This window comes from Brevundimonas sp. GW821-FHT12E07, assembly GCF_058807035.1.
The window spans coordinates 713818-731205 of sequence record NZ_JBXAQH010000002.1 but is presented as its reverse complement, the minus strand read 5'-3'; the positions used below and the strand labels follow the sequence as shown (position 1 = coordinate 731205).

The 17388-nt window shown below is 67.8% G+C and carries 16 protein-coding genes; 12 read left to right on the top strand and 4 right to left on the bottom strand.

Annotated features, from left to right (window positions below):
• Positions 1-634 precede the first annotated feature (634 nt).
• From trbF to AC1ROD_RS11720, 7 genes are all read left to right on the top strand, one after another.
• Entirely contained in the window at positions 635-1318 is a 684-nt protein-coding gene (trbF, locus tag AC1ROD_RS11750; protein WP_492948422.1) for a conjugal transfer protein TrbF, read from the top strand.
• A gap of 233 nt (positions 1319-1551) precedes the next feature.
• Positions 1552-2415: a TrbG/VirB9 family P-type conjugative transfer protein gene (locus AC1ROD_RS11745; RefSeq protein WP_492948421.1), complete on the top strand. Its 864-nt coding sequence runs from the start codon at positions 1552-1554 to the stop codon at positions 2413-2415.
• On the top strand, positions 2412-3641 hold the full coding sequence (locus AC1ROD_RS11740; protein WP_492948420.1) for a TraB/TrbI/VirB10 family type IV secretion system protein: 1230 nt from the start codon (positions 2412-2414) through the stop codon (positions 3639-3641). Before AC1ROD_RS11745 ends, AC1ROD_RS11740 begins: the two co-directional genes overlap by 4 nt.
• Positions 3638-4168 carry a S26 family signal peptidase gene (locus AC1ROD_RS11735; RefSeq protein ID WP_492948419.1) on the top strand — a complete coding sequence of 177 codons (531 nt, stop codon included), beginning with the start codon at positions 3638-3640 and terminating at the stop codon, positions 4166-4168. The genes AC1ROD_RS11740 and AC1ROD_RS11735 overlap by 4 nt, the downstream gene beginning before the upstream one ends.
• Positions 4162-4779, top strand: coding sequence for a lytic transglycosylase domain-containing protein (locus tag AC1ROD_RS11730; protein WP_492948418.1), 618 nt, complete (start codon positions 4162-4164; stop codon positions 4777-4779). The genes AC1ROD_RS11735 and AC1ROD_RS11730 overlap by 7 nt, the downstream gene beginning before the upstream one ends.
• Positions 4776-5057, top strand: a complete 282-nt coding sequence (locus AC1ROD_RS11725; protein WP_492948417.1) for a hypothetical protein — start codon at positions 4776-4778, stop codon at positions 5055-5057. Before AC1ROD_RS11730 ends, AC1ROD_RS11725 begins: the two co-directional genes overlap by 4 nt.
• Before the next feature lie 30 nt (positions 5058-5087).
• A complete protein-coding gene (locus AC1ROD_RS11720; RefSeq protein WP_492948416.1) occupies positions 5088-5534 on the top strand; it encodes a helix-turn-helix transcriptional regulator in 447 nt (148 codons plus the stop codon).
• A gap of 556 nt (positions 5535-6090) precedes the next feature.
• Here AC1ROD_RS11720 and AC1ROD_RS11715 read toward each other — a convergent pair.
• The 3 genes from AC1ROD_RS11715 to AC1ROD_RS11705 are packed head-to-tail and all read right to left on the bottom strand — an operon-like array spanning position 6091 to position 8242.
• Entirely contained in the window at positions 6091-6525 is a 435-nt protein-coding gene (locus AC1ROD_RS11715) for a hypothetical protein (protein WP_492948415.1), read from the bottom strand.
• Between the two features lie 17 nt (positions 6526-6542).
• Positions 6543-7811, bottom strand: a complete 1269-nt coding sequence (locus AC1ROD_RS11710; RefSeq protein ID WP_492948414.1) for a TadE/TadG family type IV pilus assembly protein — start codon at positions 7809-7811, stop codon at positions 6543-6545.
• Complete coding sequence (locus AC1ROD_RS11705) at positions 7808-8242, bottom strand: response regulator (protein ID WP_492948413.1); 435 nt, start codon at positions 8240-8242, stop codon at positions 7808-7810. The genes AC1ROD_RS11710 and AC1ROD_RS11705 overlap by 4 nt, the downstream gene beginning before the upstream one ends.
• A 116-nt stretch (positions 8243-8358) precedes the next feature.
• Here AC1ROD_RS11705 and AC1ROD_RS11700 point away from each other — a divergent pair, with 116 nt between their 5' ends.
• Entirely contained in the window at positions 8359-11781 is a 3423-nt protein-coding gene (locus AC1ROD_RS11700; protein WP_492948412.1) for an EAL domain-containing protein, read from the top strand.
• Positions 11778-12200 carry a response regulator gene (locus tag AC1ROD_RS11695; RefSeq protein WP_492948411.1) on the top strand — a complete coding sequence of 141 codons (423 nt, stop codon included), beginning with the start codon at positions 11778-11780 and terminating at the stop codon, positions 12198-12200. The genes AC1ROD_RS11700 and AC1ROD_RS11695 overlap by 4 nt, the downstream gene beginning before the upstream one ends.
• A 381-nt stretch (positions 12201-12581) precedes the next feature.
• Here the strand turns inward: AC1ROD_RS11695 and AC1ROD_RS11690 are convergent, their stop codons facing one another.
• Positions 12582-14240 carry a sensor histidine kinase gene (locus AC1ROD_RS11690; RefSeq protein WP_492948410.1) on the bottom strand — a complete coding sequence of 553 codons (1659 nt, stop codon included), beginning with the start codon at positions 14238-14240 and terminating at the stop codon, positions 12582-12584.
• Between the two features lie 784 nt (positions 14241-15024).
• Between AC1ROD_RS11690 and AC1ROD_RS11685 the strand changes: the two genes are divergently transcribed.
• The 3 genes from AC1ROD_RS11685 (at position 15025) to AC1ROD_RS11675 (ending at position 17227) form a co-directional block, all read left to right on the top strand.
• Positions 15025-15387: a hypothetical protein gene (locus AC1ROD_RS11685; protein WP_492948409.1), complete on the top strand. Its 363-nt coding sequence runs from the start codon at positions 15025-15027 to the stop codon at positions 15385-15387.
• A 375-nt stretch (positions 15388-15762) separates the two neighbouring features.
• On the top strand, positions 15763-16362 hold the full coding sequence (locus AC1ROD_RS11680; protein ID WP_492948408.1) for a type IV toxin-antitoxin system AbiEi family antitoxin domain-containing protein: 600 nt from the start codon (positions 15763-15765) through the stop codon (positions 16360-16362).
• Entirely contained in the window at positions 16355-17227 is an 873-nt protein-coding gene (locus AC1ROD_RS11675) for a nucleotidyl transferase AbiEii/AbiGii toxin family protein (RefSeq protein ID WP_492948407.1), read from the top strand. Before AC1ROD_RS11680 ends, AC1ROD_RS11675 begins: the two co-directional genes overlap by 8 nt.
• Positions 17228-17388: the final 161 nt, after the last annotated feature.

Sequence of the window (17388 nt, the reverse complement as noted above, 5' to 3'; positions counted from 1 at the left end):
GCGGCGAGCGGAACGGCCGCGCGGCTGGCCGGACCGGCGCGTGCCGCCTCGGGCGCTGGCGGCGGCCGGTCCCCGACGCCCTCGAGGGGCTCGGGCGGCTCGGGCGGCGTGGGGTTTCCACCGTCACCCCCTTCAGGCCGGCCAGGCGGTTCGGGAGGGGCGGCCACGCCCTCGCCGGGCGCCGCGCCGGCGCGCCCTTCACCAGAGCCGACCCCGCCCGCCGCGACGGGTTTGGGTGAGGAGGGCGCAAGCGCCTTCGGTCCGATCCGCCGGTCGCAGGAAGCCGCGGCCCTCATGGCGGACGGCGGACCTGCGCCAGACAGGGACGGTTCCTCTTCTCCGGCGCCGGCGGACCCTGCAGACGCACTTGCGCCTAGTCACTTGCACGGGTCGTACGCCGGCGGGCCTGGACCTCGCGCCGCGGAGACCCTGGCGCGCGAAAGCGCTCAGGCCCGAAGCGACTTCCACCGGACGGCCGGTCGCGCCGCGAGCGCACCGACCCCGTCCGGGCGACCGATCACACGCTCCCAGGCGCTGCAGGCCTTCTTTCTCGCCAACACCGGGCGCGGCCTCCTGCCCGCCGGAGAAAACAGCGGCGTGCTGTCGCCCAATCTGAAGACTGAGGAGCGCTGAGATGCATCCCTTCTTTCGAGCCAAACGGCCTTTGGCCTCCGCTCCCGACCAAACCCCCTATCAGCGGGCCGGTCAGGTCTGGGACGACCGGATGGGCCTCAGCCTGGCGCATGCCCGCAACTGGCGGCGCATCGCCCTGGCCAATCTGGCTCTTGCGGCCTTCCTCGGCGCCGGCTGGTGGGTTCAGGCCGATCGAGCCGTCGTCAAACCCTTCGTGGTCGAGGTCTCCGACTGGGGAGAGACCCAGAGGATCACCGCCATCGGCGGCCGCTATGAACCCACCGAAGCCCAGACAGGCCATGCTCTTGCAGGCTGGATCCGCGACGTCCGCTCCAAATCGATCGATCCCATCGTCATCCGCCAGAACTGGCTCAGGGCCTATGATCTGATGACCCCCCGGGCGGCTGGGTTCCTCAACGGCTGGGCCCAGACCCACGACCCCTTCGCCGAGGTTGGGCGCGAGGCCGTCAACGTCGAGGTTCTCAACGTCGTGCGCCGCACCGAGCGCACCTACGACCTGCAGTGGCGCGAGACCCGCTTCATCAACGGCCAACAGGCCGGGGTCGAGCGCTGGCGCGCCCTGATCACGACCACGACCCAGCCGCCCCGGACCGAGGCCGAGCTGATGAAGAACCCCCTTGGACTGAAGATCGAGGATGTTTCATGGACCCCCGACGCCTCCTGATCGCCGCCACGGCGACATTGCTCCTGTCCGGCTGCGCCGTGTTTCGACCCCCGCTTGCGGCGGCGGCCCTGTCCGACCGGGTGGCGGCGAACGCCGGGCCGCCTCCGGGCGCAGCGCCTCGCGCGGAGTCTGGGACGGAACCGGCGGAAACGTCCGCGCCGTCCTCTGTGGTGGGGACTGGCCCGGAGGCTGAGCCTGTGACGGCCCCGGCGGCTGGGCTTGTGACCGACCGGGTGACCCTGACGGAACCGGCGGACGCGACCGCGCCCGGCGAACGGCCGGAGCCGGTCGCGGACCACGCGCGGCCCTGGCGGCCCGCTGCGTCCGCAAGCGTCAGGACGGGACGGGCGGCGATCGTGGCGGCCAACGCCGCGGCGCGCACGCCTTCGCTCGAGGACGCCTTCGTCGGCGGCGTTCAGGTCTTCGCCTGGGCGCCGGGCCGGGTCTATGAGGTCTGGACCGCGCCCTTGCGGGTCACCACCCTCAGCCTGGCGCCGGGCGAGACCCTGGTGGCCAAGGCGGCCGGCGACACCGTGCGCTGGCAGATCGGAGAGACGGCCTCGGGCGCCGGCGCCGGCCGGACCGTCCATGTCCTGCTCAAGCCGCTCGAGCGCGGGCTGGAGACCAATCTGGTCCTGACAACCGATCGCCGGGTCTATCTCATCGAACTCAGAAGCGGCTCCGCCGACGGTTTCAACGCCGCGGTCGCCTGGGACGCTGGCGCGATCGCCGGGGCCCCGGCGCCTGAGGTTTTCGATGCGGTCCCGGCGCGCATACCGGATCCGGTCGCCCTGCCTGCCGGCGAGCCCGACGGTCGCTACCGGATCGAGCCCCAGGGGCGCAGGCCGCGCTGGACCCCGACCGCCGTCTTCAATGACGGCCTGCGGACCTTCATCACCTTCGACCCGGACCTTCAGGTCGATGAGGCGCCGGTCCTCTTCATTCTCGCCCCCGACGGCGAACGCCAGATGGTCAACTACCGTCAGGTCGGCGGGCTCTTCATCGTCGATCGGGTGTTCGAGCGGGCCGAGCTGCGGCTCGGAGACCGCCGGGCCCAGGTCGTGCGCATTCGTCGCCTTTCCGGAGACCGCTCATGAACGATCATCCCTTGTCCGAAACACCGCCTTCGGCCGCCGAGGTGCAGAGCGTCGGCCAGCCGACGCCTCCCAAACAGCCGCCCCCGGGATTGAAGGCTCGCGCCGATCGTCCCCGTGCGGTGCGCCTGCGCAAATCCGTCGTCCAGGCCATGGTGATCGGCGGCGTGGTCCTGGTCTCGGGGTCTTTGGCCTGGGCCTTCGTCGTCCAGCCCGAACTGCGCGCGGGGGCGCGTGAGCGCCAGGCTGAAGGCCGGGAGGCTCAGACCCGGGGCGCCGTGCGGCCGACGGAGGCGGTGACCGACCAGCCGGCGAGCTACGACCGGCTTCCGCCGCCCCGGGCGGCGTCCCCGGATCCGTCGGCTGCGGCCGACGGCGGGGAGAAGGCCGGCGATGCGCAAGCAAGGCCGCCGGCCCCGGCGGACCGTCCGGCCGCAGCCTCTCGCCCCCCGGCGTCCCGATCCGCGGGGCCGGGCCCCAGGGAGCAGGCGATCCGGTCCGGCCTTTTCTTCGCAGAGACCGTGAGCGCCTCGACGCGGGAGCAGGCTGTGCCGGCCGGGCAGACGACTGTACCGGCCACGGCGTCAACGGCCCCGCAGCGGCAGGGGCGAGGGGCGGACTACGGCGACACCTATAATGGCCACAGCCTGGTCGCGCCGCTTTCGCCCTTCGAGCTGAAGGCCGGCGCCCTGGTGCCGGCGGCGTTGCTGACGGCCGTGGACACGGCCCGGTCTGGTCCGGTGATCGCAGCCGTCACCCAGAACATCTACGATACGGTCAGCGGTCGCCATCTGCTCATTCCCCAGGGCGCCCGACTGATCGGAACCGCCCAGGGCGAGAGCGCCTATGGCGACCGGCGCGCCTTCCTGACCTGGGAGCGGCTCATCCTGCCCAACGGCAAGAGCCTGATCCTCGCCGACGAGGCCGGGGTCGATGCCCAGGGCGCCGTCGGCGTGCGCGGTCAGGTCGACCGGCGCCTCTTCCCCTTACTGGTCGGAACCCTGTTCGCGGGGGCCATCACCACGCTCGGCCAGGTCGCACGCGATGGGGAAGGCGGCGGCGGCCTCCTGGGCGACGCCGGGGACGCGGCCGCCATCGAAGGGGCCCGGGTCGGCGGCCGACTGGTCGACCGCGAGCTCGAGGTCCGGCCGTCCATTCGCCTGCGCGCCGGCGCGCCCGTGCGCGTGATGATCACCCGCGACCTGATCCTGGAGCCCTATCAGCCATGACCTGGACCCCCCTCGACACCGGAAACCGCTGGGCCGTGCTCGGCGTCGCCCTGACTGCCCTGGCTCTGGCCGCGGCGGTGACCCGCGCCGGCGAAGCCCTGGCAGAGGAGCCTTGGGCCCTCGTCAATGAGAGCCCGAGTCTGCCCCGCGGCCTCTACGCCCGCGCGCCGGGCGCAGCGCCGGTTCGCGGCGCTGTGGTCGCCGTCCCCCAGCCGCCGGCCGCCCGCGCTTATCTCGGCGCGCTCGGCATGCCCGCAGAGGTCCTGCTGATCAAACGGGTCGCCGCCTCGCCGGGCCAAAGCGTCTGCCGTCAGGGGGCGGTCGTGGTCGCCCATGGCCGGACCGCCGCCGTGCTGGAGAGAGACCGGTACGGCCGGCGCCTGCCGGGCTGGGGCGGATGCCGGCGGCTGGGACCGAACGAACTCTTCCTGCTCGGTGACACCCCGACCAGCTTCGACAGCCGCTATTTCGGGCCGGTCGATCGCCGAGACATCGTCGGCGTCTATCGGGGCGTAGCGACATGGTGAGGGTTGCGATCGGGCTGGGCGTGCTTCTCGCGGCGACGCCCGTCGTGGCCCGTCAGTCAGCCTCGGGGGTGGACTGGCGCGGCGCGGGCGGGGGGCTGTTCGTGGAGGCCGTCGCCGCCGGGACAGGGGAGGAGGACGCTTCGGCTCCTTCGGAGATCGCGCGGCTGGCGCCGCTCAGCCAGCCGTTTCAGGCGGTGATTGATGAAGCGGCGCAGGCTCACGGGCTGGACGCGAAGCTCCTTCACGCCCTCGTCCTGACGGAAAGCGCCTACCGCCCGGAGGTCTGCTCCCCCGCCGGAGCCTGCGGCCTGACCCAGCTGATGCCGGGAACGGCCCTCGAGCTACAGGTGACGAACCGCTTCGATCCCGTTGAAAACATTCGAGGCGGCGCCGATTATCTGGCGCGACAGATCCTCAGGTTTGGAGATCTCCGGCTGGCTCTGGCCGCCTACAACGCCGGGCCGAACCGGGTCGCCCGGCTCGGCCGCGTTCCGGACATCGCCGAGACCCAGGCCTATGTCGCGACGGTGATCGACTGCTATCTGGCCCTGAGCGCCGGGCGGGGCGTGACGCGTTCGGCTCAGTGCCGCCCCCGGGAGACGACGCCGTGATCGGGCCGGAGGACACTGTCCGGGCGGACCTGGCTTCTGGCGACGATCGGCTGCTGACGCGCAAGGAGGCCTCGGCCTTCCTGTTCGAGCTCGGGGTACGTCTGAAGCCGGCCACCCTGGCGCGTCTGTGGTCGACGGGATCGAGCGGTCCGCCGTGCCGCCACATCCGGTCGAGACCCTATTATCCGCAACAGCTGCTGCGGCTCTGGGCCGAAAGCCAGATCACCGAGGTACGAAGCGGCGCGCCCTCGGCCGCCCAGGGGCGCCGTCGTGGCTGATCCGGCGCATCGTCGTCGTGGAGCGGGCTCGTGACCTTCGCCGTCAACGGAGAGCCTGTGGAGGCCGGCGGCGCCGATGATCGGCTACTGCCCTGGGAGCGCGTACAGGAGATCGCCGGCATCAGCCGCACCACGGCCTGGCGGATGGAACGCGTCGGGGACTTTCCCCAGCGGGTCGCGGTCTCGCCCAATCGGGTGGGATGGTGGGAGAGCGAACTGACCGCCTGGAAAAACCTGCGCAGCCAGGCCCGGCTGCCGACGCCGAGGCCGCTCCGGCCGCCGCGAGCGCCCAGGTTGATCGAGACCGCGCGGTCGCCGCGCTCGCGTCCGCCCCGCGAACTTGCGGCCCCGTCCCCCGCACCTTCGCAGACGAAGGCTGTACAGGCCGATCTGCCCCTCACGCCTCCGAAAGCCACCCGGAAAGGGGCACGGACGCGACGCGGCGTGCATCCGGATCAGATCGACTTCGGCTTCTAGACGCTCGTAGGCTGCGGTGTCGAAGCCTTGCAAAGCCGCACCGCCGGCGATGGGACGGCCAGGCGGCCGAAAGCGGCGTTCCGCGGCAGCCTCATGGCCGTGGCGCCCTTGGCGCGCGTTGGCGGCGAGACGGTGCGTTACTCGCCTGCTGTTTCAGCAGCTCATCGAGGCTCAACGCGACGGGCAGGGGAAACAGGCTGTCGAGGCCTTGCTCGCATCGCAGGACGGCGGCACATGGACGAGGGTCTCTGTCGGGGCACCATCATCGCGTTCGAGCCGTCGCCAGGTACGCAGGCCCAGACCGGCGCGGCTCGCCGCCTGTTCCTAGCTCAATCTCTGGACGAGGCGGTGCGCGTGGATCGAAGCGCCAGGATCGGACAGCAGCTCTGAAGCAGTCTTAATCACGGGCCACTAATGGCCCTTTATGGAGGAGTTTTCGAAGGTAAGAGGCCGTTTGTGGCCTATCGTCCGTGCCGGTCTGGCGGGCGATGTTTGGAAGGGCGAGCGCAGGGGGAACGGCTGCGCTTCAGTCCCCTTTGCAGGGCGTTCCAGACCATCACGGCTTTCGGAGTTGCGCTGATGTTGGTCCGGCGGGCGGAGGGCTGGACCTGCGATCGCCGCTGCGCCGGTCGGCTTGTCGCATGCCGCCATTGGCCATCATGAGTTCAAGACGGATTTCGATAAGACGCTGCTCGAGGCTTCCGAGCATCAGCGCGAACAGCGAAGTCACGACCGCAGCCGCGCTCACGGCCAGGGCCATCCACGGGATCTGGGTCGACACGAGGATCGTCGCCAGGAACACGATGGCGAAGATCGCAAAGGACATTCCGGTCGCCCAGGCGCCCCAGGCCTTCATCATCGAACGGCGCGGCGCCGCCTTGTTGATGCGGCCGCCCACCCGGCGGTCCTTGCCGCGCCGCTCGGACCGGGCGCGTCGGTCATTCGGAGACCGCTCGGCGTTCTCCAGGACTCTCTCGGCTTCCAGCGCCATGCCGCTTCTCCTTAATCCTATTGGACGAGTTGTGAACCGCCGTCGCGGGGGCCGACGCCGGTGGGGACCGGGACGTCGGTGGACGCATAGTTGGCGTTGATGATCAGGGACGGCGCACCCTTGAGCTGGAGCGATCTGGCCACGATAACCGTCCAGGCGCTGTCGCGCGCAATGTCCGCCTTGCCGCCCTCGACGATCAACTGCGCGTCCGGGACATAGATGACGCCCAGCAAGCTCTCGACGTGATCGCTCGAAATCCCGAAATCCTGGGTGTTCCCGCGTGCGGCGACCATGACCATGCCTGCCCAGGCGCCGCGCTTGCGGCCATCGAGATTGACCGTGGAGTGGTCCTTGAAGTCGAACTTCGATTTCTTGTCAAAGAAGAGGACGACGTCATTGCCTTCGAGACGGGAGTTTCCCTTCATCTCGAGCTTGCCCTCGAGGAACCAGTGCTCCCCGGGGTCGAGCACGAGCACGGAGTCTCCCGCCATTTTGAACTGGCCGCAATGTACGCCGGGCGCCAGATGGAAGGTTCCTGTCAGGACGTCGGGGACCGCAATGTCCACCAACGGACAGGGAGACTGTTCCTTGAGGCTCAGTGTCTTGAACGGGTCATCGATGGGTCGGGCGCCCGTGCCTGGATCCGGCGAGATGATCCCGCGCGCGGAGGTGACGGCCTGGACCTGGTAGGCTTCCAGGCTCCCGCCCTCCACGAGAATGTCGCGGTTGGAATGGACGAGGCACTTCGGAGCGGAGATGCGTCCGCTGTCCTTGATGTTGAGCAGCTTGGATCCGGCGTCTCCGCTCACCAGGACGCACAGGGGCGTCAGGCCCACGGCGACGGCGCGCGCCTGGGCTTCATAGTTCCAGCCGCCCGGAGGCAGCAAATTGGCGAAGAAGGAGGGGTTGTGGCCCTTGAGCACGACCTGGATGACTCTTTGCCCATCGCGCGAGAAGACCGTTACATCCGTCTGGATCTCCGGCGCGCCATCCCATTCCGCCACGTGTCCGCGCACAAAGGCTTCGGCGCGCTCGATCGCGGCCTTTTCGTTGATGGCGAGGCCGAGTTCGTTGGCTCCGGCCAAGGCGGCGGTGTCGGCGACGTCCTGCAGTTTGAGCCGGCTGGACTGGACATGGGCGAGATCGATGGCGCCGACCGAGAGCAGGATCACCGCTGGCCCGCACAGGGCGAAAATGAGCGCGATATTGCCCCGTTCGTCGGTGCGGAAGGCCCCAAGCCGCTGCTGGAGCCAGGTCAGGGCGCCTCGCGCAAGACCTCGCCTCACCGTGGGACGGCCAGACGTAGCGCAGCCTCGGCGCGTGCGGCCCGCAGGGTGAAGCGCAGCTGGTAGGACAGGAGGCGCCAGTTCAGGGGCTTGGTCACGAAGGACGTGGCGCCGGCCCTGAACGCGCGGTCGATCGCCTCCACGTCCTCGCGGCCTGTCTCTACGACGATGGGGAGATGGGCCGTGGCCGGATCGGCGCGCAGATGGGCGAGAAGCTGGAAGCCGTCCATCCGCGGCATGTCGAGATCAACGAGCAGCAGATCGTAGCGGTGTCGGGACAGAGCCTCGAGCGCTTCGACCCCATCGGCCGCGACATCGACATCGGCTGCGGCGGAAGCCAGGTTCACCTGAGCGAACTCGCGCAGGATCGGATCGTCATCGACGAACAGAAGTCGCGCTTCGTCATCGAGGACGTAGAAAAAGCCACTCATCAGAATACCCCGAGGCAAAAACGCCTCTCCAGTCCCCCGACTAGATGCGAACCTTAAGGGTCGGGTCATTAACATCACGTATAACCAAAGCACTACAGTGACTTGGGAGTGCTTGAGTGTACGCAGGCCGACTTAGAGCTCGAGGCGGTATCGCGCGAAAGCTGACCGGCCTGGTGCTGGCGTCTCTACTGGCGTCATTTCTGGTGACGGCCACCGTTTCAACCTGGATCGACCTTCGGCGACAGGCGACGCTGGAGACCAATCGTCTGACACAGACAGCGCGGGTCATCGGCTCTCTGGCCTCCGAGGCCGTGGCCTCGGGTGATCGAAGCGAGAGTTTCAGGGCCATCCGGTCGGTGTCGCAAATGCCCGGCATCACCTATGCGCGACTGCGGTCCAACCGGGTCGGTCTGCTCGCGGAGACCGGCGGCGGCGCCCGGCTCGTCTCCGATGCGACCGTCGACGGCGGTGACGGCCGATTGTCGATCTGGTCGGTGCTGAGCACAGGATCCATTCAGGTTACCGCGCCGGTCATGAGCGAAGGCGTGACCGTGGGCGCTATCACCGTTTTCAGCCAGACGCCCGAACTCCGGGGCCGCGTCCTCTCAACCATCTGGACGACCCTGGCCGGGGCGCTTGTGGCGGTCGTCGCAGGCCTCATCGTCGCCCAGCGCATGGCCCGCAAGATCACCGCACCCATTGTCGCCCTGGCCGGTCTCGTCCGGCGGGTGGACGAGACCCGTGACTTTTCCACGTCCGTGAACATTCAGGCGGACGGCGAGGTCGCTGACCTGGTCGCCGGGGTCGATACCCTGCTGGCGGGCATTCGCGAACGCGACGTTCGCATCGCCGCCCAGGTCGAAGGCCTCGAAAGCGAGGTCGCCGAGCGCACGCAGGAGCTGGTCGTGGCCCGGGACGCGGCGGAGCAGGCCAATGCGGCCAAATCGGATTTCCTGGCTGTGATGAGCCATGAAATCCGCACCCCGCTGAACGGCATCCTCGCGCTCAGCGATATGCTGGCGACCTCGGATCTGCCTCAACGCCAGCAGCGCTATGCAGACGTGATTTCCAAGTCCGGCAAGTCGCTGCTCAGCATCATCAATGACATCCTCGACTTCTCCAAGGTCGAGGCGGGCAAGATGGATCTGGAGAGGGTCGAGGTCGATCTGGCGGAGGCGGCCGAGGATGTGGCGAGCCTGTTCTTCGAAAAGGCCGCCGGCAAGGGGCTCGACCTGGCCGTGTTTGTCGATCCGGGTCTGCCATCCGTCCTGGCTGATCCAACCCGCCTGCGTCAGGTGATCGGAAACCTCGTCAACAACGCCATCAAATTCACCGACGCCGGTGGGGTGCTCATCACTATCGACCGTGACCCGGAGAACGACCAGCGGGTGCGTATCGCCGTCCAGGATACGGGCCCCGGGATCGCGGCCGACACATTGCCCACCTTGTTTGAAGCCTTCACACAGGCCGATCAGAGCACGACCCGGACCCACGGCGGTACGGGCCTGGGCCTGGCCATCTGTGATCGGCTCGTCCGATCCATGGATGGCGTGTGGGCCTTGTCGAGCGCCCTTGGCGAAGGATCGACATTCGCCTTTTCCGTCCCGTTCGAGGCGGCAGGTCCCGCCATTTCGATCCCGGCCGTGGAGCCGGGAGGGACTATCGGCGTCAGTGATCTGTCGGCGCAGACGCAGGTCGCTGTGCTGCGTTACCTTGAGGCGTGGGGCGTCGGCGCGACCGAGGCTCAGGACGGGGCCGCGATCATCGGCTCCGGCGCGCCGGTTCCCGAATTCGGGATGGCGGTGTGTGACAACGATGACGCCGCCGACGCCGTCCTGCGCCGCGCGCCGGACGCTTGCGTTCTCGTCAAGCCGATCCGTCGCGCGGATCTGCGTGAGGTTGTCGCCCAGATGCGCGATGGCGCGCGTCCGCGCCTCGCGCATAGGTCGGAGCGGCCGCGCCCTGGAACAACCTTCCCCGGCCTGCGCGTTCTGGTCGTCGACGACTCCGAGGTGAACCGGGAGGTCGCCGTCGAAGCCCTGTCGCGCCTGGAGATTGAGACCTTCACCGCCGAAGACGGTCGTCAGGCCGTCGAGCGGCTGCGAAGCCAGACCTTCGACCTTGTCCTCATGGACGGTTCCATGCCCGTGCTCGACGGCTTTGAGGCCACCCGTCTCATCCGCGCCGAGGAGGCGCAGACGTACCGACCCCGGGCGGTGATCGTCGCGCTCACGGCCCATGTGGTGGGGGCCGGCGCCGATGCCTGGAAGGCGTGCGGCATGGACGGCGTCATCCACAAGCCTTTCACGCTTGAGGATCTGGTTCGCGCGCTCGGACGCTTCTGCCCTGATCGCGCCCGCATCAAGGCCGACCCCGATCCTCTGACGGCCCCCGCGCCCACGCCGGGCGGGCAGACGAATCCGGTTGAGGTGCGCCCCGACCTTTTCGATCCCGGCGTTCGGGGGGAACTGCTGGCCATGAGCCGCAACGGGCGCGTTGACTTCGTGCAGCGCGTCCATGGTCTGTATGTCGCCAACGCGCCTCTGCGCCTGGCGGAGATCCTGGAGCACGCGCGGAGCGAGGATCGGGACGGTCTGGCGCGGGCGGCCCATGCGCTGAAATCCATGAGCTTGAGCCTCGGCGCCGCCGCGGTGGCGCGCGAGACTTCAAAGATCGAGACCGCCGCGCGGTCCGGCGACGCCGTTTCGGCGATCAATGTGGATGAGATACAGGCTCTCGTGGCGTTCACCCTCGCCGAGTTCGAGGGCATGAGCTCCGCGCCGGCCCCTGTCCTGAGCGCCGACGAGGAACTGGCGGCGGCGATTGAGCGGGAAGAACTGCATCTGGTCTACCAGCCTCTTGTCGATCGGCGCGGCCGGCTGTCGGGCAAGGTCGAGGCTCTGATCCGGTGGACCCATCCTCAGCATGGCCGCCTCAGTCCAGACGATTTCATCCCTCGCCTCGAAGCCGAAGGCGGGATTGCCCGGCTGACGGATTTCGTCCTGGCCCAGGCCATGCGGGATCTGCGGAATCGCCCGGACATCACGGTGTCGATCAACGCCTCCGCTGCGGAATTCCAGGCCGCGGGCTTCGCGGACAGGGTCGCCACCGCGGCGGCGTCCCAAGGATTTCCGCCGCAGCGGCTCGAGATCGAGGTCACCGAGACGGCGATGCTGAACGTCTCGGCCGCGAGCCGAACCGTGGACGATTTGCGGGGCAGGGGTTTTGGCGTGGCCCTCGACGACTTCGGCGCCGGGTTCACCAGTCTGCATGCGCTGAGAGAGCTGAAGTTCACCACGCTCAAGGTCGACCGGAGTTTCGTTGAGCGCTGCACTCACGACACGGCTTCGGCCGCCATCATCCACGCTGTGATCGGGGTGGGGCGGGCGTTGGGCATGAAGGTTGTCTGCGAAGGGGTCGAGACGGCCGACCAGGCCGAGTTCCTGCGCGTGGCCGGCGCTCACTATCTGCAGGGCTATCACTTCTATCGCCCTCTCACATTGGACGCCCTGCCCGGGATCGCCGAGGAAGCCGCATGACCCCAACCAACCTCAGTTTGCCCAAGGCGACGATCCTGATCACAGACGACGATCCGACGTTGCGCGCCATCGGAGCGGAGCTTCTCACCTGTGAGGGATACCGTGTGCTGGAGGCGGAAGATGGAGACGAAGCGCTTCGCCTGATTGAAGCCGAGTCCGTGGATCTCGTCATCCTCGACATGCTCATGCCGAACAAGGATGGGCTGGAGACCATCATGGATCTGAGACGCCGGGCGTCCGGCGTTCGTATTCTCGCGATCTCCAGCGGCGGAAGCATGGGCGTCGACACCCTGTTGAAATCCGCGATGATCTTTGGGGCGGATCAGGCCCTGTCCAAGCCGCTGCCCCTCTCAACCTTCGCCGACACGATCGCGCAGATGCTGACCCGTCCTGCGGTGAGGAATGACCTGTTCCGGTGAAGGTCTCGGGTCCAATGTGAACCTCTCGGCCCACCGGAGCCCGGGTCTGGGCCGGCGGGTCTCACGATCGGCCTGCTGCCGCCGCCTCGGGCGCCCCCCGGCCCACAACGCTGCTGCCGTCAGGACGTCGCGGCCGACCGAGGGAGAGGGGCTCACGCTCGACCCCGCCTGAACGGGTTCAGGATACGCGTGCCTTGCAATACGGGCCGGGCGTCGACGGAAAGACAGGGGCCCGCGGGACCACGCCCGCCAGCTCCGCCCGTTGGGCGGCGATCGGAGGCGCCCCATTCAATCCGGCGGTCGGGGCTCTCCGCCTATGCGGACCTCCTATCTCTGGCGGCGCGCCAGCCTGGATAAGGCCGGCGGCGGCGTGCACCCGCGTCAGGCCAACGGCGGGACGGGGGCAAAATCGGGCGTCGCCCACCGCCCTGTCTTCGCCGGGCGGAACACGCCTGTGATCACAAGGCCCTGCGGCTCGAACGCGCGGTGCAATTCTCCGTCGAGCTCCGTCTTGACCAGTCGGTCGATCAGCCGTGTGCCGAAGCCGGTCCGCGCCGGCGCTGCGACAGAAGGGCCGCCCGTTTCGTCCCAGCGGAAGACGACCGCGCCGTCGACCGCATCCCACGTCACCCGAACCCGTCCCGCGGGCCGCGAGAGCGCGCCGTATTTGAGGCTGTTGGTCTGGAGCTCATGCAGGATCATGCAAAGGGCGAGCGCGGCCTCGGGGGGCAAAGAGATCTCCGGACCGTTTGAGAGGATGCGGCCGTCGAGCTGTTCACCGCATTGGCCGACAACTTCCCGGATGTCTACGGCGCTCCAAACGGTGCGGGTCAGCAGATCGTGAGCCGCGCCCAGCGCGACCAGGCGCTGTTCGAAAACGCGGGCGCGAACGCGGTCTCCGCCTCGGAAAGTCTGAACGGCCAAGGCCTGAACAGTTGCAAGCGTGTTCTTGACCCTGTGATTAAGCTCGTTGATCAGGAGGGCTTGGCGCTCTGCGCGCACGCCAAGTTCGAGCGAGGCCTGGCTCAGGGCGGACTGGACCCGGTCGATGTTGGCGATGCTCGCCGAACGGCGCGCGACCGCTCCTCCAGTCGAGACGGTCAGGGCGTCCTGTTCCAGACCGCCGATCTCGTCCGCAATCCGGCGCGCGGCGTAACGCGAAAGAGTGAGGCTGACGAGAAGGATGAGCAGAAATACGGTGAGCACGATAGCGGCCATTCGCCAAATCGGGCCCTCAACCTCGGTGCGCGGCGTCACAATCATCACCGTCCAACCCGAGAGCGAAGACGGCGCATAAGCGACTACCGTCGGGACGCCTTCGAGGGATCGGCTGGAGGCTAGGCCCGCCTTTTGCTTAGCCATCGCCTCAATCATGGACGCTGTCGCGTGGGCCCCCTGAAACCGCCGCGCCTCCCGGGTGCGTGTGATGACCCGGTGATCACTGCCGACAAGCGTGGCGAAACCCCGCCGCGGGAGTGGTTGGGCGACCATGATGTCGCGCAGCCTGTCTGGATCGATCAGGAGGGAGACGATCTGACGGGGAGCGCCCGTAGCGGGCACGTCAACGGCGACCACGGCGCGACCGGCCGAGGGGCTCACGAACAGGTCCGAGACGCCCGGCTTTCCGCGCGCTAGGACGCTAAGGATGGTCGCGCGCCGCGGTCCGTCCGGTGCGCGTCCGTGCGCGTCGGGAGATCCGGGCCCAGACCGCTGAAGAAGCCGTTCGCTCGCCACATCGCTTACGGCGAACCAGGCCGTGGACCCGAGATCCAGACGCTGGATGCGCGCCTCCACGCCAGCCCAGTCCCGCCGACCCAAGGCGTCGGAAGACGCGATGGCCTGCGCAAGCGCGACTTCCCGGGATAAATCCTGATCGATCGCTGCGGCCATAGCGCGGGCGTCGGCCAGAAGCGCGGCTTCAGCGCTCCGTCGCGCTTCCAGCACATTCCAGCCGATCAGGACCGCCGCGACGAGGGCCGTGGGCACGGTCAGCCCAAGCGCCAGCACCATCAACCATCGCCTCAGGGTCGGACGTTTCATGCCCGAAGCAACGCCTTCCGACGCAAATCTACCACGGGGCGTCGCCTCCTGCTGCGATAAGAGCCGCCCGACCGGCATGACAGAGGGGCATCGGGCGTGCAACGCAAATCCGATGCGTGATGCTAAGGGCCCGCCGGCTCGTAAAGGACTCCTGGACGGCTGATGGAACGAGAATTTGGCCGGCTTTCAGCGACGGCGGCCTCTTCGGCATGAAGGCGGGAATAGCGGACTGCACCGGTTCCTCATGGCTCACGCACTCCGGCGTGACGTGGACGCCTTTATGGCCGGCATCGCAGGTGATGGCGCAGATCGCGTTGGCTTCTCTGTGTCTTTTAGAGACGTTCCAATCACGGCGGTCGAAGGCGGCGATCTGGATCTGCCGGATTTCTCGTACGGGCGTCGGCCCGGCCCCCTTGGGCGGAGCCATTCTCCCCGCGGGTTTGCCCAGAAGGGGTGGGAAGGTCGCGCGCGAGTGAAGATCAGACGCTTCTCGGAACGTCGGTTCCCGGGGGGGAGTCCCAAGCGGCGGTAGCGCAGCGCACAGGCGGGCGGCCTGAGGCCGGCCAAATCGATCGCAAGGCCTCACATCATCCATGTTTCGCCGTTCGCCGAATCATTGCCTGACAAGGCGGCGTCGGGAGGACGAGGATGACGCCAGAACGATTCCGAAGACCTAGCGCCCCATCCGGGGCCTCCGGGCCCCCGCGTCCGACCGTCCGGCTCCATCCGCCTTTCGCCGTTCGCCGACTCACCGCCTAAGGGGAGGGCTTTGGGGAGGACAAGCATGACGCCGGAGAGATTTAAGGAACTGGCCATGCGCCTGCCGGGTGTCGAGGCTCGTCCCATTCTGGAAACCGTCGAGTTTCGGGTCGCGGGGCGGACTTTCGTCACCCTGGGCTGGCCCGCAGGACAGTGGGCGATCGCGCGGCTGTCACCGGACGACCAGAAAAGGGCCCTGTCTCGTGGCCGCGGCGTTCACGCCGAACCCACGCCTCGTGGGGAACGGGGCGTGACCTTGGTCCGTCTGCGCGGGGTCGGGGAAGAGGAAGTCGCCCTCATTCTGGCTGACGCCTGGCGGACCGCTTACCGGCGGGGGGAGGCGAGCAGTGCCGAGCACGCCGTTGGCGAGAAAACGCTCGACGCCTAGTCCCGGCGTCGCTCGGAAAAGTTGGGTCTTTCTCAGCTTCGGCGCTTCGAACGGCCGGCGTCGGTTTGACGCTTTTGGCGGCGATGTAGGACGGGCGGGCTCAATTGGTGACGCGGACGGGACCGCGCGACGAGCCAGTCGGAAGTTTCGACGGAGTTTGAGCTGAAGCCAGACAGCCCTGCGTAGATGTGGCTGTCAGCCCGGCCGCTCAGTCAGGTCGGGGCGCAGAGCGTTTCGGGGTACAAGTTTCGGAAGCCGGATGCAGACGTGACAGAGGTCCGGGGGCACGTATCGGCAACCTTAAGGGTATGATACAAAAACTCGGATATTACGATCTAATGTCAGAGGTTTCGAACTGTTATGCCTAGGCCGGACATGAACAGCGCGCTTGCAAGAAGTCTGCTCCGCGACGGCGCGATCAAACGTCTGTCCGAGCTGCGTGCGGCCGGCGTCTACCCGGCCACCCTGAGCCGCCTGGAGGCCCAAGGGGCCGTCCTCAAGCTCGGGCGAGGTCTCTATCAGGCCAGCAATGCCGATCTGACGGCCAATCATGACCTGGCCGAGGCGTCGCTGAAGGCTCCGACAGGCGTAATCTGCCTGACCTCCGCGCTCGCCTTTCATGGTCTAACCGACCAGATGCCCGCCCGAGTCTGGGTGGCCATCGGCCAGAGTGACCACGCCCTTCGTGCGGGATCGGGCGTGAAGATCGTGCGCTTTAACGAACGGCTGCTGACGGACGGGGTCGAACGCCACATGATCGAGGGGGTGTCGGTCAAGATTTTCGGTGTGGCGAAGACAATCGCGGACTGCTTCCGGCATCGCAACACCGTAGGGCTCACGATCGCGCTGGAGGGGCTCCAGCAAGCGCTGGCGCAGCGAAAGGCGACACCTGGGGCGCTGTCCGAGGCCTTTGCAAACGGGCGGGTCACCACGATCGCTCACCCCTACCTTGAGGCCCTGACCGCAAATGGGTGATCGTCGCCGTAACGTGGCGGCTTCCGTCCGGTCGCGCCTGTTGTCCCATGCGAAGGCGACGGGGCTTTCGTTTGACCAGGTCCTGACGCGGTTCGTACTTGAGCGTCTCCTGTTCCGAATGGCCGCTTCGCAACACGCAGACCGCTTCGTTCTCAAGGGGGCCATGCTCCTGACGTCATGGTTCGACGACCCGCTTCGTCCGACGCGCGACATCGATTTCCTAGGCTATGGGGATCCGGCGCCGGAAGCGATGAAAGCCCTTTTCGCCGAGGTTCTCGCTGTGGCTGTCGAGGACGACGGCGTCATATTCCGTCCGGACAAGATCACGGCCGAGACCATTCGCGACGATGTGGAATACGGCGGCGTTCGACTAAAGACGGTGGCGACCATAGAAAATGCCCGGGTGACAGTCACCGTCGATATCGGATTCGGCGATGCCACGACCCCGGCCCCGGAGTCCTTCGACTATCCCGTCCTTCTGGGTTTCCCGTCTCCCCGTTTGCGCGGATACGCGCGCGAAACGGTCATCGCCGAAAAGTTTCAGGCCATGGTCTCACTGGGCAAGGCGAACACCCGTATCAAGGATTTTTACGACGTCTGGGCGCTTCGGACCCATTTCGCGTTCGAGGATGAACGGCTGGCGACCGCGATCCGCGCGACCTTCGATCGCCGACAAACGGAAATTCCGGTCAACCCGCCCACGGCTTTGACAGACCAGTTTTCGAAGGACCCCGGCAAGAGGGCTCTCTGGGCTGCGTTTTCCGCCGATCTGGCGGGTGCGCCCGCGGAACTGGAGGACGTCGTCGAGAGCTTGAGGGACTTCCTAATGCCGAGAGCGGAACAGGCGAGGGGGCTTGGGTCCTGATCCGTCGGCATGCGCGAAGAGAACCGGCCGCCGCGTCGCCCGGGAGGCAACGTCCGGCACGGGATGGCGCCATGTCTCCAACCATAGGCCGCTGTCCCGACTGCAGGACAAGCCGCCACACGCCTGAAGGCTCCCCCGACCAGCGCCCGCACGCCAAACAA